The organism is Microbispora siamensis (assembly GCF_016863095.1).
Classification (GTDB): domain Bacteria; phylum Actinomycetota; class Actinomycetes; order Streptosporangiales; family Streptosporangiaceae; genus Microbispora; species Microbispora siamensis.
On sequence record NZ_BOOF01000002.1, the window covers coordinates 121,596 to 136,663 of the forward strand.

Genomic DNA, 15,068 nt, shown 5'->3' on the forward strand with positions numbered 1-15,068 from the left:
CAGGAGTGATGCGCATGAGCCGCATCGGGCAGTCGCACATCGTCGCCATCGGAGGCGGATCATTCCGGCAGTCGGAGCGGTACGGGTTCATCGAGCCGACCGCGCTGCTGCGTTACGTCCTCGACCTGACCGGTCAGGACCGCCCCAAGCTCGGGCTGCTCGCCACGGCCACCGGCGACGACGCCGAGTGGCTGCTCAAGATGTACGGCGCGTTCTCCCGCTGGGACGTCGAGGTGAGCCACCTGACGGTCTTCCCGATGCCGAACGTCGAGGATCCCCGCGAGTGGATCCTGGAGCAGGACGCGATCTACGTGAGCGGCGGCAGCGTCGCCAACCTCGCCGCGCTGTGGCGGCTGCACGGCCTGGACGAGGCGTTCGCCGAGGCGTGGCGGGCGGGGGTCGTGCTGTCCGGGCAGAGCGCCGGCGCGCTGTGCTGGCACGTCGGCGGCAACACCGACTCGTTCGGGCCGAGGCTGCGGCCCTGGGCCGAGGGGCTGGGCCTGCTCCCCTACTCCTGCGGCGTCCACTACAACTCCGACCCCCAGCGGCGGGCGCTGCTGCACGAGTCGGTCGCGTCGGGCGAGCTGCCCGAGGGGTACGCCGCCGACGAGGGCGTGGCGCTGCACTACGTGGGCACGGAGTTCATCCAGGCCGTGACCACCGACCCCGAGGGGTACGCCTACCGGATCGAGCGGGACGGCCCCGCCGTCAAGGAGCTGCGTATCGAGCCCCGGCTGCTCACCTCTACTCTGTGAACGTGAAGGCCGATGGGAACGTGAAGGGCGTGGCCATCGTCCGCCTGGGCGTCGACGTACCGTACGAGCAGGCGTGGACCCTGCAGCGGCGGCTGCACGCCCGGCGGGCGGCCGACGAGATCTCCGACCTGTGCCTCATGCTGGAGCACGCCCCCGTCTACACGGCGGGCAAGCGGACGCTGCCGCACGAGCGGCCGGTCGACGGCACGCCGGTCATCGACGTGGACCGGGGCGGGAAGATCACCTGGCATGGTCCGGGGCAGCTCGTCTGCTACCCCATCATCCGCATCGGCGACGTGGTCTCCTACATCCGGCTGCTGGAAGAGGTCCTGATCCAGGTCTGCGCCGACTTCGGGCTGACCGCGCGCCGGGTCGAGGGCCGCGGCGGAGTGTGGGTGCCCGGCGACCCCGCGCACGGGCTGCCCGACCGCAGGCTCGGCACGATCGGCATCCGGGTCTCCGGCGGGGTCACCATGCACGGCTTCGCGCTCAACTGCGTCAACGACCTGAGCTGGTACACCCGCATCGCCGGTGACGACGCCGGGGTGACGTCGCTGGCGGCCGAGACCGGCCGGCGGATCACGGTCGACGAGGTCATCCCGTTCGCCGGCAAGCGCCTCGCCGAGGCCCTCGGCGAGGAGCCGTACGACCTGTACGAGGAGGATCTCGCCTGACGGCTACGCGCCGCGGCCCTTCCGGCGGATCTTGATCTGGCGCATGTCGGTCACCGCGACCCGCAGGATCTCGTACGGGTGCCCGTGCGCGTCCAGCGCGGTCATCGCTCCCAGCGCGGCCTCGTCCTCACCGTCGTCCGGCCCCGCGGGCACCTGGCAGCGGAAGGTGAAGGCGGACACGCTCGCGTCGTGGGTGAACGTGCCGCCCTCGGTGTAGGCGGTGCCGCCCGCCGCCGTCACGGCGGCCCGGCCCGCGTCGTCGAGGCCCTTGAACTTTCCTCTGATCGTCACTCTGAACACGGTCGTCCCTCTCGTACGGCATAGGTGCGGACGCGCTCGCCCAGGAGGCTCTCGGTGACGTCGAGCAACTCCAGCACGGCGGCCGCGATGGCGTCCGGGCTCTCCCCCTCCGTCGTACGCCGCCCGATCTCGGCGTACACAAGCGAGTGGAGGCAGCCGATGTGCCAGGCGACCACGCGCGGCAGCGGGTCGCCGGCGTCGGCGCCGGTCTCCTCGGCCAGCGCGACCGCCAGCGCGTCGGTCATCTGGCGGCCGAGGTCCTCCAGCCGGGCGGTCAGCGTGGGGGCGGCCCGCATCATCTCCAGCACGCGCCCGAATCCCGCGCTCAGCCCGACCACGCGTTCTCGCCCGCGTATCTCCCGGCGCAGGCGCTGCAGCACGGCGACGGCCGCCGACTCGCCCGGCGGCCGCTCCCGCACGATGTCGGCGAGCCTCCGGGGCGACGCCTCCTCGGGCGGGAGCACCAGGTCCTCCTTGGCCTGGAAGTAGTTGTAGACGGTGTTCACGGAGACCTCGGCGGCCTGGGCGACCTCGGCCATCGTGACGTTGTCGAAGCCGCGCTCCACGAACAGCCCGACCGCCACCTCGGCGATGCGCCGCCGGGTCTGCCGTTTCTTGCGCTCCCGAAGTCCCTCGGCCATTTCTGAACTCTACTGCAAATTTGCAATCGATTGCAGTTTTCGGCGTCTCGCCGAGCGGGTTGGCCTCGGAGATACTCGCGGCATGACCCTCTCCTCACCCCCCGGCGAGGTCCGTGCCGATCTGCTCCCCCGTGACGCCAGGAGGAGGTTCCTCCGGCTGCGGGGCCGGCGGCTGGACAGACCCGGCCGGCCGGCCGCCAGGCTGGCCGCCTTCGCCCTGTCGGCCGTCGTCCACGCGGTGACCGCCGCCATCCTGGCCGGCGGCGTCCTCATCGTCGTCAACTGGCACGGCAACGTGCTCGGCTGGCTGTTCGGCGGCGTGCTCGTCGCCATCGCGATCCTGACCAGGCCGCGGACGGTCCGGCTCCCGGACGGCGCGGAGGAGGTCACCAGGGCGGAGGCGCCCGCCCTGTTCGAGGCCGCCGACCGGATCTCCGGGGCCGTCGGCGCCGCGCCCCCGGCCGCGATCTATCTGCATGACCGCCTCTTCTGGTGCGCCCACCTGCGGGCGGGGATACGGCGGCGGCCCGTGCTGCTCGTCGGCCTTCCGCTGCTGCTCAGTTTGACGCCGCGCGAGCGGGCGGGCATGCTCGGCGCGGAGCTCGCGCGCGAGGTGAGCGGCGACCCCGGCCGCGGCCTGTTCGTCCCGTCCGCCCTCGCCACCACGGGAGAGTGGCGGCACGCCCTGATGGGCATGCGGGTGGACCGCTATCGCGACTTCGGCGACCCCCACCTGGACGTACACAGCGGCGTTCCGGCAGGCAGGATGGCGTCGCAGGCGATCGGCAAGGTCACCGGCTGGGTGCTGGCGTGGCCGCTGTTCCTCGCCGAGCTCGCGCTGCGCCGGCTCGTCTCCGCCCAGTCGCAGCACGCCGTCTACTACGCCGACCAGGTCGCGGCCCGCGCCGTCTCGTCGCGGGCCGTCGTCGAGTACGTCGACGCGCTCACCATGGGGGAAAGCCGCCTCACCCCCGTGATGGCCGCGGCCAGGCGCGGGGAGACGGCCGAGGAGATCCGCGGCGCCGTGCTCTCCAGGGACACCGACCCCGGCCTGGTGGCCGCGCGCCGGGAGGACTCCCTGGCCGGGCAGGCCGCCTGGCAGGCGGAGCCGCCGACGGCGTTGCGGGCCGTCCTCCTCGAGTCGGCCGGCGTCGACGAGGGCTCGGTGGGCCTCGGCTCCGGCGAGTCCGACCGGATCGACGCCGAGCTGTCGCGCCACCTCGCGCGGACGGTCCGGGAGCTGTCCCGGATCACCTGAGGGCAGGTAATAAGCTGGGCTCGTGAACGAGCGTTCCGACAGGCACGCAGGCCCGCGTACGGCGCAGGGCCGCGTGCTCCCGCTCGGACCCCGGGCCCGCGGACCGCTGCCGCGGAGTGCTGCGAAGGAAGTCGAATGACCGTCGCTCCTGAAGGCCGAAAGCTCCTCCGCCTGGAGGTGCGCAACAGCCAGACCCCCATCGAGAAGAAGCCGCCGTGGATCAAGACGCGGCTGCGCAACGGCCCCAACTTCAACGAGATCAAGTCGTTGGTGAAGGGCGCGGGGCTGCACACCGTGTGCCAGGAGGCGGGCTGTCCCAACATCTCCGAATGCTGGGAGGACCGCGAGGCCACCTTCCTCATCGGCGGTGACCAGTGCACCCGGCGCTGCGACTTCTGTCAGATCGACACCGGCAAGCCGGCCGAGTACGACAGGGACGAGCCGCGCCGCGTCGCCGAGTCGGTGCGCCAGATGGGCCTGCGCTACGCCACGGTGACCGGTGTCGCCCGTGACGACCTGCCCGACGGCGGCTCCTGGCTGTACGCGGAGACCGCCCGGCAGATCCACGAGATGGTGCCCGGCTGCGGCGTCGAACTGCTCGTGCCGGACTTCAACGGCGACCGCGGCCAGCTCGAGGAGGTCTTCTCCAGCAGGCCCGAGGTCTTCGCGCACAACATCGAGACCGTGCCCAGGATCTTCAAGCGGATCCGGCCCGCGTTCCGCTACGAGCGATCGCTCCAGGTCATCAGCCTGGCCCGCGAGGCCGGGCTGGTCACCAAGTCGAACCTCATCCTCGGCATGGGCGAGGAGCGCGAGGAGATCACCCAGGCGCTGCGCGACCTGCACGAGGCCGGATGCGACCTGGTGACCATCACGCAGTACCTGCGTCCCACCCCGCGTCACCACCCCGTGGACCGCTGGGTCAAGCCCGAGGAGTTCGTGGAGCTCCAGCGGGAGGCCGAGGAGATCGGTTTCGCCGGCGTCATGTCCGGCCCGCTCGTCCGCTCGTCCTACCGGGCCGGCCGCCTGTACCAGCAGGCGATCGCCGCCCGCGTGGGAGAGTCTCGTTTTCATTAAGTCAGCTCGGCGTTTGTATCCTTCAGACCATGGCGAAAGACGCAGCGGCTCCGGGACGCCTCAAGCAGCTCCGGATGGTCGCACAGATCATTCAGCAGGCGAACCCCAAGGGGATGCCGATCGTCTACGCGTCGGCTCTGGGCACGCTCGTCCTGTTCGTCGTCATCGGCGTGATCTTCAGCTGGACGTGGATCGTGTTCGGCGTCTTCGCCGCCGTACTGGTGGGGATGATCGTCTTCAGCCGGCTGGCGCAGAAGGCGCAGTATTCGATGCTCCACGGCCAGCCGGGGGCGACGTACGCGATCCTGCAGAGCCTGCGCGGCACCTGGTACGTCGAGGAGAAGCCGGTCGCGGTCAACCGCGACCAGGACCTCGTCTTCCGGGTCGTCGGATATCCGGGGGTCATCCTGGTCTCCGAGGGCCCGCCGAACCGGGTGCAGCGCATGCTCGTCGCGGAGAAGAAGCGCGTGCAGCGGGTCGCGGTCGACGTGCCCGTGTACGACGTCCAGTGCGGTGACGCGGAGGGGCAGGTCCCCCTGGCCAAGCTCCAGCGGCACATGATGAAGCTGCCCCGCAACCTGAAGAAGGGCGCGGTGTCCGAGGTCAACAACCGGATGCGCGCCCTCACCCCGGCCATCCCGATGCCGAAGGGCCCCATCCCCAAGGGCGCCCGGATGCCGCGCGGCCCCAAGATGCGCTGATCGCGTTGGATGTGGGAAGGCGGCCGGTCTCCCGGTCGCAGACCTCCCGGGCCAACCGGGGCTGGTGGGACGGCGCGGCCGACGAATACCAGGCCGAGCACGGCGGGTTCCTGCGCGACGACGGCTTCGTGTGGTGCCCCGAGGGACTGGACGAGGCCGAGGCCCGGCTGCTGGGCGACGTGGCGGGGCGCCGGATTCTGGAGATCGGGTGCGGCGCCGGCCAGTGCGGCCGGTGGCTGCTGGGGCGCGGCGCGACGGTCGTCGGCGTCGACCTGTCCTACCGGCAGTTGCAGCACTCCCGGCGGATCGACATGTCCGCCGGGATGAGGCTGCCCGTCGTCCAGGCCGACGCCGAGACGCTGCCGTTCGCGGACGAGTCGTTCGACCTCGCGTGCTCGGCCTACGGCGCGCTGCCGTTCGTCGCGGACGCCGGGGCCGTGCTGGCCGAGGTGCGCCGGGTGCTGCGGCCGGGCGGGCGGTTCGTGTTCTCCGTCAGCCACCCCGTGCGATGGGCCTTCCCCGACGATCCGGGCCCGGGCGGCCTGACCGCCGACCGGCCCTACTTCGACCGCTCGCCGTACGTCGAGTTCGGCGAGGACGGCGAGCCGTCGTACGTGGAGCACCACCGGACGATGGGCGACTGGGTGGGCCTGATCGCCGCCTCCGGCCTCGTCCTGACCGGCCTGACCGAGCCGGAGTGGCCGCCGGGCCACGACCGCACGTGGGGCGGCTGGAGCCCGTTGCGCGGCCGCCTGCTCCCCGGCACGGCGATCTTCCAGTGCGTCAGGCCCGCGTCGTAGGACCCGGCGGGGGCGGCGTCAGACGAAGTAACGCGCCCAGACGTACACCCAGGCCATCGTGATGCTCAGCGCGGTGACGAGGACGCCGTACTTGGTGAACTGCCAGAAGCCGATGCGGTGGCCGGTCCTGGCGGCGATGCCGACGGCCACGACGTTGGCGCTCGCCGCCACCGCGGTGCCGTTGCCGCTGAAGTCGGCCCCCAGTGCGAAGGACCACCACAGCGCCTGCCCGGTCCGCGCGTCCGGGGCCTGGGCGACCATCTCCTCGACGACGGGCACCATCGTCGCGACGTAGGGGATGTTGTCGAAGAACGCGCCCAGCACGCCGGAACCGAACAGCAGCGCCGTGGCCGCGAGGAAGTGGTCGTCGCCGAGCGCACCGACGGCCCAGCCGCCGATCGTCGCGATGACACCCGTGTTCACCAGCCCGGCGACCATGACGAACAGGCCCATGAAGAAGACCAGGGTGCTCCACTCGACCTCCCTCAGCACCTCCGGCACGTCGGCGCGGGACACCAGCAGCATCACCCCGGCGCCCACCAGGGCCACGATCGACGGTTCCACGTGCACCACGGCGTGCAGGCAGAACCCGGCGACGACCCCGCCGAGCACGATCATGCACCGCGCGAGCAGGCGCGGGTCGGTGATCGCCCGCCGTTCCTGCAGCGCCATCACCGCGACCACCCGCTCCGGCCGGTAGCGGAACGACGTGCGGAAGAGCACCCGGGTGAGCAGCACGAACACCACGAAGATGACGACCACGACCGGTGCCATGTGGGCCAGGAAGTCGTTGAACGTCAGCCCGGCGCGGCTGCCGATGATGATGTTCGGCGGGTCGCCGATGAGCGTCGCCGCACCGCCGATGTTGGACGCGAGGACCTCGGCGATCAGGTACGGCTGAGCCGGGATGCGTAGCCGGTCGCAGACGACCACCGTGACCGGTGCGACGAGCATGATCGTGGTGACGTTGTCGAGGAACGGCGAGGCGATCGCGGTGATGACCATGAGCATGACCATCAGCCGGTACGGCCGGCCCTTGGACTTCTTCGCCGCCCAGATGGCGAGGTAGTCGAAGACCCCCGTGTGCTTGACGACGCCGACGATGATCATCATGCCGAGCAGCAGGAAGACGACGTTCCAGTCGATGCCGGCGGTCTCGGAGAAGAACACCTCGTCGCCGGGGATCAGCCCCAGGACGGCCATCGCGCCCGCGGCGACGAGAACCACCTTGACCTTGTGCACCTTCTCCGACGCGATGAAGACGAAGGCCACCAGGAAGATTGTGAAGGAGACGACCGCGCTCACGTGCGGCGCCCCGGGGGTCCGGCGGTCAGCGCGCGGCGGCAGGAGTCCCGGTGCGGCGTCCCGGTGGGAAGGCGCCGCGACGACGGCATGGCGAAGCGGTGAATGACGAAACCTCCGGATCATGGACATGTCGCATGACGCCACGTGACAGACGCGACGGGGTCTGCGACCGAAGAGGGCGGGGGCGGCCCGCGGCCCACTCGCGGCTCACTCGCGGGCTCACTCGTGGCGGTCAGTCACCCGGCGGGAGAATCGCCAGGCTGGTGAGCAGCCGCTCCAGCGTGATCGCCCCCGCCAGGGTGCCGTCGCGGCCGACGACCGCGACGATGGGGCTGCGGAGCCGGGTCATGAGGGCGGCCACTTCGAGCAGGGTGGCGTCGAGGGGCGCCGTCACCGGCCTGGGCGGCTGGGACGGCAGGCAGTCTCCCACCGTTATGCCGGCCAGCTCCTGCCAGAAGCGGTCGGCGTGGGCCTCGTCGATCGCCCGCGCGAGCGCCGAATCCTCCTGAAAGGCCCCGGGAACCGCGAGACGCAGAACCTGCGTGCCGGGAAGCACCCACCCCGGCCGCCTCCTGTCGTCCACCACGATCAACCCCGGCATCCGGTTCAGCACCATGATCCGTACGGCCCGGGCGACGGGGTCGTGGACGGTCACCGTCGGCAGGTTCACAACGACATCGCGCGCTCGCATCAGGTCACCACATCGATCGGGGAGACGTACGGTTCTCTGCATGGTCACCGGGCCGCTTCGGTGAACTCGGCGAAGCGGCGTTCGAGATGGGCGAGCCGATCGAGGACGGGCCTGCTGTGCAGGATGTCGGCGAGGGCCGGGATCGGGGTACGTTCGCCGCCATCGCGTCTCCTTCTCCCGTCCGTCGTCGCCTCTGTTCCAGTCTTCGAGAGGGCGTGGGCCGGCACCATCGGGTCCGGCACCCATATCGGGAGAGGTATGACATGTAGGAACGCCCGCACGATGGGGGGCACCCCGCATGGACACCCGCGTACGAGGACGAACAGGCTGTGAGCCGTGAACGAGCGCACCGACCCGCAGACCTGCCGGCAGACGAGGGCGCCGCGGGCGCGGCACCCGGCCAGGGCCCTGTTCTGGCGGCTGTTCGCGATCAACGGACTGGTCTTCACCGCCGGGACCTTCGTGCTCGCGCTCTCCCCGGCCACCGTGTCCTCACCGGTCCTGCTGGCCGAGATACCGGTCCTGACCGTGGGGCTGGCCCTGATCATCGCGGCCAACGCGCTGCTGATCCGCAAGAGCCTGGCCCCGCTCGACGCGCTCACCACCCTCATGCGGCGGGTCGACCTGCTGAGGACGGGCGACCGGCTCACCGACAGCGGCAACGGCGATCTCGCCCAACTGATCGGCACGTTCAACGAGATGCTCGAACGCCTCGAGGCCGAGCGCAGCGCCAGCAGCGCGTACGCACTGGCCGCGCAGGAGGGGGAACGGCAGCGGATCGCGCGCGAACTGCACGACGAGATCGGTCAGAGCCTCACCGTGGCGCTGCTGGCGCTCAAGCGCGTCGTCGACCGGGCGCCGGAGGAGCTCAAGGACGAGCTGTGCTCCGCCCAGGAGACGGTCCGTGCCAGCCTGGACGAGGTGCGGCAGGTCGCCAGACGGCTGCGGCCCGGTGTCCTGGAGGACCTCGGGCTGCACAGTGCGCTGAGCGCGCTCAGCAGCGACTTCTCGCAGGCCAGCGGGATCCCGGTCACCCGTGAGGTCGACAGCGGCCTGCCCGCCCTCAGCGGAGAGGTCGAACTCGTCCTCTACCGGATCGCCCAGGAGGGGCTGACGAACGTGGCCAGGCACTCGCACGCCCGCCATGTGGAGCTGTCACTCAGGGAGGAGAAGGGACAGCTCACGCTGCGCATCGCCGACGACGGGCGCGGGGGCGTCCGCACGGAGGGAGCGGGGATCCGCGGGATGCGCGAGCGCGCCCTTCTCATCGGCGCCCGGCTGACCGTCGACTCCCCGCCCGGCGGCGGCACGGACGTGCGCCTGGTCGTACCTCCGCACGCGGTGAAGGAGAGCTGAGCCGTGGAGAACCGCAGAACCCGCATCCTGCTGGCGGACGACCACGCGCTGGTCCGCCGCGGGCTGCGCCTGATCCTCGACGCGGAACCCGATCTCGTGGTGGTCGCGGAGGCCGCCGACGGCGCCGAGGCGGTCGAGGCCGCCCGCGCCGAGGAGGTCGACCTCGCCATCCTGGACATCGCGATGCCCCGCATGACCGGCATCCAGGCGGCGCGGGAGATCTCGCGGCGCGCACCCGGCATCCGCATACTCATCCTGTCGATGTACGACAACGAGCAGTACTTCTTCGAGGCGCTCAAGACCGGCGCCTCGGGCTACGTGCTCAAGTCGGTCGCCGACCAGGACCTCCTGGAGGCCTGCCGGGCGGCGATGCGCGGGGAGCCCTTCCTCTACCCCGGCGCGGTCACCGCCCTCATCCGCGACTACCTCCAGCGCGCCCGGCAGGGCGAGCGCATACCGGACAGCATCCTGACGCCCCGGGAGGAGGAGATCGTCAAACTCATCGCCGAGGGCAACTCGGCCAAGGAGATCGCTGAGACGCTCTTCATCAGCGTGAAGACCGTGGACAGGCACCGCGCGAACATCCTGCAGAAGCTCGGCATGCGCGACCGGCTCGAACTGACCCGCTACGCCATCCGCGCCGGCCTCGTCGAGCCGTGACCGCGGCCGCCCCGCGGAGTCAGAGGTTGACGACCACCGTGCCGCCCGCGCGGTCGTGCAGGCCGCGCCGGTCGCGGTCCCAGATGAGCGCGGGCACGGCGAGGCACAGCAGCAGAGTGCGCACCAGCACGCCGAAGAAGGCCGGCCGCCCGCCGTCGAGCCCGGCCACGCGGATGCCGAACAGGCGCATCCCCAGCGTCATGCCGATCGTGCCGACCAGCAGGACGTACTCCGCCGCGAAGATCCCGAGGCCGACCGCGCCGATGTCGTTGCCCTGGAAGCGCAGCAGGCCGCCGGCGATGGCCCAGGTGCACAGCAGCCAGTCGACGACGACGGCGCCGATCCTGCGCCCCCACCCCGCGACCGCCCCGGGGCCCTGCTCGGGCAGGCCGAGGCGCTGCCCCGGATAGCCCAGGTCCACCCCGGCGGCCCGCGGGCCCCCCATCCAGGTCTGCGTCCAACGCGGCTGCCGGTCACTCATGGTTTCCCAGCGTATCGGGGAGGGTCACCGGTCTGGCGTCCGGCCGCGAAGCCGTACATCATGGGCAGGCTTATCGCATTAAATCCCGATATCGTGAATCGTTTCCGACCTAAGCGCTTGGAGGGAACCGTGCGGCCGGCGGACCCCGATGACATCGACGCGCGCTTCGAGGCGCTGGTCGCGCAGTTCGGCGAGGACGAGATCCGGAGGATGACCGCGGCGGCGGAGTCGGTCGCGTCACCGCCGGGACGGCGGCGCGGCCCGGCCGTGCTGGCGGTGATCGCGGGCCTGGTCGTGCTCGTGGGGCTCGTCGTCGTCCTGCGGCCCGACGTCCTGGAGAGGCTCGGCATCGTCCGCCCGGCCGCAGGCGGCGAGGACCTGATGATCTCCGGCCCGGTGGTCGCCCGGCCCGGGCCCCTGCTGACGCCGATCCCCGACGGCGAGGAGGGCCTGTTCGACCACGGCCCCGTCCCGGCGCCGTCCGCCGGTCCCTTCGCCGGCACTCCCGCCGTCGACTACGCCGACGGGGAGCAGGGGCTGACCATGCCCGCGGCCCGCGCGCTCGGCGGGCTCACGGAGAAGGAGGTCGGCCAGGCCCTGCAGCGTGTACGGCGGTTGCTGTCGGCCGCGCACCTCGATCCGGCCACCGTGCGGGGTGAGCGCCCGGAGGAGTTCGCCCGTCTGCTGCATCCACGGCAGCGCGAGGAGTTCCTGCGCCACCTGGACGCCGGCGGCCCCTCCGGCACCCGGTCGTGGCTGTTCAGCCTCGCCCCGGACACGGCCGATCCGGTGGGGGACGTCGTGAAGGTCTCCGGCGAGACGACGGTCTCCGAGAGGGCCGGCGGAGGCGTCACGATCGAGACGGACTACCTGTTCGTCCACCCGGTCAGCCGCCCCGGCGCACCCCTGACCGTGACGAGGGTCGTCGAGCACCACAGGAGCGAGTTCTCGGCGTACCGGGAGGGCGGCAAGCTCGTCGTCTGGCTGGCCGCGGACAAGTCTGCGCTCTTCGGTGCGAATTGCGACCCGGATGACGGATTCGTTCATCCGCGCTTCCCCGGCGACCCGCGGGGAGCGCGGCCCTCCGGCGCGCCGGTCGACCCCTACGACCGCGTCTCCGGCGTTTCCGCCGGGCCGCGCTGCCCGGCCGCGTTAGGCACCTGACCTGCGATAAGGCCGTACGATGGAGCCCGGGGAACGGCGGGCCGACGTTATCGCCGCGACCGCCCGGGTAGCGCTTTCCCTTAACACGCGCGAAACAATCGAGACATGGGGCGGAAACGGCATCGGCCTATTTTCGGGTTGCTAGCCCATGCCCCTGGGAGGTTCGAGAGTGTTCAACTCCGCCGATGACGTCCTCAAGTTCATCCGGGACGAGGGTGTGCAGTTCGTTGACGTCAGGTTCACGGACCTGCCGGGGACGACGCACCACTTCACCTTCCCGTCCGAGAACTTCGGTCCCAACGTCTTCACCGACGGCCTCATGTTCGACGGCTCGTCGATTCGCGGGTTCCAGGCCATCCACGAGTCGGACATGCTCCTGCTGCCCGACCCCTCCACGGCCGTGCTCGACCCGTTCCGTCAGCACAAGACGCTGAACATCAACTTCTTCGTGCACGACCCGCTGACCGGCGAGGCCTACAGCCGCGACCCGCGCAACGTCGCGCGCAAGGCCGAGGAGTACCTCAAGGGCACCGGCATCGCCGACACCGTGTTCTTCGGCCCCGAGGCCGAGTTCTACATCTTCGACGACGTCCGCTTCGAGACGAGGCAGAACGCCGGCTACTACTACATCGACTCCATCGAGGGCGCCTGGAACACCGGCAAGGCCTCCGAGGGCGGCAACCTGGGTTACAAGCCCCGCTACAAGGGCGGCTACTTCCCCGTCCCGCCGATGGACCACTTCACCGACCTGCGCTCGCAGATGGTGCGCAACCTCATCGAGGCCGGCATCGAGACCGAGATGCAGCACCACGAGGTGGGCACCGCCGGCCAGGCCGAGATCGACTTCAGGTTCGGCACGCTGCTCGAGACGGCCGACAAGCTGATGCTGTACAAGTACATCATCAAGAGCACGGCCATCCAGGCGGGCCGTACGGTCACGTTCATGCCCAAGCCGATCTTCGGTGACAACGGCTCCGGCATGCACTGCCACCAGTCCCTCTGGAAGGACGGCGAGCCGCTGTTCTACGACGAGGTCGGCTACGCCGGTCTGTCGGACATCGCGCGCTACTACATCGGCGGCCTGCTCAAGCACGCCCCGTCGCTGCTGGCCTTCACCAACCCGACGGTGAACTCCTACCACCGCCTGGTGCCCGGCTACGAGGCCCCGGTCAACCTGGTCTACTCGCAGCGCAACCGCTCGGCCTGCGTCCGCATCCCGATCACCGGCTCGAACCCGAAGGCCAAGCGCATCGAGTTCCGCGTGCCGGACCCGTCCTGCAACCCGTACTTCGCCTTCGCCGCCATGCTCATGGCCGGCATCGACGGCATCCGCAACAAGATCGAGCCGCCGGAGCCCGTCGACAAGGACCTGTACGAGCTGCCGCCGGAGGAGGCCCGCAACATCCCGCAGGTGCCGGGCTCGCTGGAGAAGGTGCTCGACGCGCTCGAGACCGACCACGACTACCTGCTGGAGGGCGGCGTGTTCACGCCGGACCTCATCGAGACCTGGATCTCCTACAAGCGTGAGAACGAGGTCGACCCGATCCGCCTCCGCCCGCACCCGCACGAGTTCGAGCTCTACTACGACGTGTGATCCGCTGAGCTGTTGCCCTGGGCGGGGAACGCCCACCCGGGGCACGCGACGGCGTCGTGACGAAAGGCCATCGGCCGCCCTCCACCAGGGCACGGCCGATGGCCTTTCGCATGCGCGATCCCCCTGCGGCCCCCGATGTCGGCGAGCGGCTTGTCCGCGTGACCAAGGGATTCGACGCCGAGGATCCCACCCAATGGGTGGAGGCGGAGCGAGCTCGCTTCGCACGGAGAGCCCGCGGCACCCGCAACAGCTCACAGGCCCAAGGGACAACCAGTTCCGGTGCCACTCGCTGAGAAGCACCGCCTGCCGCGCTCATCGGGAGCGTCCCTCCCCCAGGGCGGGGGTCCTGCGCAGCAGGAGGGCGAGGACGCCGGTGGCGGTGAGCAGGAGTATGGCGAGGGCGACCACGCCCGGCCAACCGGCTTCCGTCCAGGCGCGGCCCGCGAGGCTGCCGAAGACGGAGGACCCGAGGTAGTAGGTGAACAGGTAGAGCGACGCGGCCTGCCCTGTGGACACCCCTCCCGCGTACGCCCGGGCCGGGACCCAGCCGCTGGCCACCCCGTGGACGGCGAAGAACCCCGCGGTGAGAAGCGCGAGTCCGAGGACCAGGACCGGCAGCGAGGACGACAGCGTGACCAGCGCGCCGACGACGGCCAGCAGGCAGCCCAGCGGCGTCACGGTCCGCCGCCCGTAGCCGTCCGCCAGCCTGCCGAACACGGCGGAGCTGACGGAGCCGATGGGATAGACGAGGAACATCAGGCCGGCGGCTCCGACACCGAGGTGGAACGGCGCGCCCGCGAGCCGGAAACCCAGGGTGTTGAACACCGCGACCAGGGCGCCCATCGAGCAGCCGCCGATGCCGTACAGCGCCAGCAGTCCGCGGTCCGACACCGCGCGCAGGCTCCCGCGGAGCAGGGCGCGTACGCCCGTGGGGGCCGCGGCGAAGCGCCGGGAGGGCGGAAGCAGCACGCGTACGGTCAGGGCGCACAGCAGGCCGAGTACGGCGGCCGCGGCCAGGGCCCAGCGCCAGCCGGCGGCCTGGGCGACGGCACCAGTCAGGAGGCGGCCGGCCATCCCGCCCAGCGCCGTGCCCCCGACGTACAGGCCCGCGGCGCGGGCATGCGTGGACGGATGCAGTTCCTCGCGCAGATAGGCGGTGGCCACCGCGGGGAGCCCGGCCAGCGTGATGCCCTGGAGTGACCGCAGGACCATGAGCGCCGGCCAGCCGGGCGCCAGCGCGCACGCCGCCGCGACGACGGCGGACGCGGTCAGCGACAGATGGATCAGCCGGGTGCGTCCGACGACGTCGGACAGGGGGCCGGCCACCAGCAGCGCGACGCCGAGACCGAGCGTGGTGAGCGACACGCTCAGCGTGCTCTCCGCGGTGGACACCCCGAACTGCGCGGCGAGCTCGGGCAGGATCGCCTGAGTGCTGTACAGCAGCGCGAAGGTCGCCACCCCGGCGGCGAACAGCGCGACGACGACCCGCCGGTACCCGGTGGTCCCCGGCAGATGTCCTTCCACGGCGGAGGTCTCAAGAACAGCGGTCACCCCAACGACTGTGCGCTTCCTGGCGATATGCGTCCAATGCTGAAAACAGCCGGATCCGAT

Annotated in this window: 16 protein-coding genes; 10 read left to right on the forward strand and 6 right to left on the reverse strand. The window is 71.1% G+C overall.

Translation table 11 applies throughout. The annotated features are described in order from the left end of the window. The first annotated feature begins 14 nt into the window (after positions 1-14). Positions 15-755, forward strand: a complete 741-nt coding sequence (locus tag Msi02_RS02340; protein WP_079317738.1) for a Type 1 glutamine amidotransferase-like domain-containing protein — start codon at positions 15-17, stop codon at positions 753-755. A gap of 2 nt (positions 756-757) precedes the next feature. After that, entirely contained in the window at positions 758-1,429 is a 672-nt protein-coding gene (gene lipB / locus Msi02_RS02345) for a lipoyl(octanoyl) transferase LipB (protein WP_239108042.1), read from the forward strand. 3 nt (positions 1,430-1,432) lie between these two features. Here lipB and Msi02_RS02350 read toward each other — a convergent pair whose 3' ends face one another. Continuing rightward, on the reverse strand, positions 1,433-1,720 hold the full coding sequence (locus Msi02_RS02350) for a DUF6204 family protein (RefSeq protein WP_239108043.1): 288 nt from the start codon (positions 1,718-1,720) through the stop codon (positions 1,433-1,435). Continuing rightward, on the reverse strand, positions 1,717-2,370 hold the full coding sequence (locus Msi02_RS02355; RefSeq protein WP_204046837.1) for a TetR/AcrR family transcriptional regulator: 654 nt from the start codon (positions 2,368-2,370) through the stop codon (positions 1,717-1,719). The genes Msi02_RS02350 and Msi02_RS02355 overlap by 4 nt, the downstream gene beginning before the upstream one ends. 82 nt (positions 2,371-2,452) lie before the next feature. Between Msi02_RS02355 and Msi02_RS02360 the strand changes: the two genes are divergently transcribed. The 4 genes from Msi02_RS02360 to Msi02_RS02375 all read left to right on the forward strand — a co-directional run bounded on the left by Msi02_RS02360 (position 2,453) and on the right by Msi02_RS02375 (position 6,206). Then, positions 2,453-3,628 carry a M48 family metalloprotease gene (locus Msi02_RS02360; RefSeq protein ID WP_204046838.1) on the forward strand — a complete coding sequence of 392 codons (1,176 nt, stop codon included), beginning with the start codon at positions 2,453-2,455 and terminating at the stop codon, positions 3,626-3,628. A 135-nt stretch (positions 3,629-3,763) separates the two neighbouring features. Then, complete coding sequence (gene lipA, locus Msi02_RS02365) at positions 3,764-4,705, forward strand: lipoyl synthase (protein WP_079317717.1); 942 nt, start codon at positions 3,764-3,766, stop codon at positions 4,703-4,705. Positions 4,706-4,734: 29 nt separating this feature from the next. Further along, positions 4,735-5,406, forward strand: a complete 672-nt coding sequence (locus Msi02_RS02370) for a DUF4191 domain-containing protein (protein WP_204046839.1) — start codon at positions 4,735-4,737, stop codon at positions 5,404-5,406. A gap of 5 nt (positions 5,407-5,411) precedes the next feature. Continuing rightward, positions 5,412-6,206 (forward strand): class I SAM-dependent methyltransferase, encoded by a 795-nt coding sequence (locus tag Msi02_RS02375; RefSeq protein WP_239108044.1) that lies wholly within the window; start codon positions 5,412-5,414, stop codon positions 6,204-6,206. Positions 6,207-6,224: 18 nt separating this feature from the next. Here the strand turns inward: Msi02_RS02375 and Msi02_RS02380 are convergent, their stop codons facing one another. Both Msi02_RS02380 and Msi02_RS02385 read right to left on the reverse strand, forming a co-directional pair. After that, on the reverse strand, positions 6,225-7,511 hold the full coding sequence (locus Msi02_RS02380) for an ArsB/NhaD family transporter (RefSeq protein WP_204046840.1): 1,287 nt from the start codon (positions 7,509-7,511) through the stop codon (positions 6,225-6,227). 232 nt (positions 7,512-7,743) lie between these two features. Continuing rightward, complete coding sequence (locus Msi02_RS02385) at positions 7,744-8,202, reverse strand: CBS domain-containing protein (RefSeq protein WP_204046841.1); 459 nt, start codon at positions 8,200-8,202, stop codon at positions 7,744-7,746. A gap of 336 nt (positions 8,203-8,538) precedes the next feature. Here Msi02_RS02385 and Msi02_RS02390 point away from each other — a divergent pair, with 336 nt between their 5' ends. Next, complete coding sequence (locus Msi02_RS02390) at positions 8,539-9,558, forward strand: HAMP domain-containing sensor histidine kinase (RefSeq protein WP_204046842.1); 1,020 nt, start codon at positions 8,539-8,541, stop codon at positions 9,556-9,558. A 3-nt stretch (positions 9,559-9,561) separates the two neighbouring features. Further along, positions 9,562-10,218, forward strand: a complete 657-nt coding sequence (locus tag Msi02_RS02395; protein WP_204046843.1) for a response regulator — start codon at positions 9,562-9,564, stop codon at positions 10,216-10,218. Positions 10,219-10,237: 19 nt separating this feature from the next. Here Msi02_RS02395 and Msi02_RS02400 read toward each other — a convergent pair whose 3' ends face one another. Then, complete coding sequence (locus Msi02_RS02400; protein WP_204046844.1) at positions 10,238-10,699, reverse strand: RDD family protein; 462 nt, start codon at positions 10,697-10,699, stop codon at positions 10,238-10,240. Positions 10,700-10,828: 129 nt separating this feature from the next. Here Msi02_RS02400 and Msi02_RS02405 point away from each other — a divergent pair, with 129 nt between their 5' ends. Both Msi02_RS02405 and glnA read left to right on the forward strand, forming a co-directional pair. Continuing rightward, complete coding sequence (locus Msi02_RS02405; protein ID WP_204046845.1) at positions 10,829-11,863, forward strand: hypothetical protein; 1,035 nt, start codon at positions 10,829-10,831, stop codon at positions 11,861-11,863. Between the two features lie 169 nt (positions 11,864-12,032). After that, positions 12,033-13,457, forward strand: coding sequence for a type I glutamate--ammonia ligase (glnA, locus tag Msi02_RS02410; protein ID WP_079317708.1), 1,425 nt, complete (start codon positions 12,033-12,035; stop codon positions 13,455-13,457). 312 nt (positions 13,458-13,769) lie between these two features. Here glnA and Msi02_RS02415 read toward each other — a convergent pair whose 3' ends face one another. Beyond that, positions 13,770-15,008, reverse strand: coding sequence for an MFS transporter (locus tag Msi02_RS02415; protein WP_204046846.1), 1,239 nt, complete (start codon positions 15,006-15,008; stop codon positions 13,770-13,772). Between the last annotated feature and the right edge of the window lie 60 nt (positions 15,009-15,068).

Coding starts and splice junctions, on each gene's coding strand:
- Msi02_RS02340 (WP_079317738.1), top strand. CDS start 15: ATGAGCCGCATCGGGCAGTCGCACATCGTCGCCATCGGAGGCGGATCA.
- Msi02_RS02355 (WP_204046837.1), bottom strand. CDS start 2,370: ATGGCCGAGGGACTTCGGGAGCGCAAGAAACGGCAGACCCGGCGGCGC.
- Msi02_RS02360 (WP_204046838.1), top strand. CDS start 2,453: ATGACCCTCTCCTCACCCCCCGGCGAGGTCCGTGCCGATCTGCTCCCC.
- lipA (WP_079317717.1), top strand. CDS start 3,764: ATGACCGTCGCTCCTGAAGGCCGAAAGCTCCTCCGCCTGGAGGTGCGC.
- Msi02_RS02370 (WP_204046839.1), top strand. CDS start 4,735: ATGGCGAAAGACGCAGCGGCTCCGGGACGCCTCAAGCAGCTCCGGATG.
- Msi02_RS02385 (WP_204046841.1), bottom strand. CDS start 8,202: ATGCGAGCGCGCGATGTCGTTGTGAACCTGCCGACGGTGACCGTCCAC.
- Msi02_RS02400 (WP_204046844.1), bottom strand. CDS start 10,699: ATGAGTGACCGGCAGCCGCGTTGGACGCAGACCTGGATGGGGGGCCCG.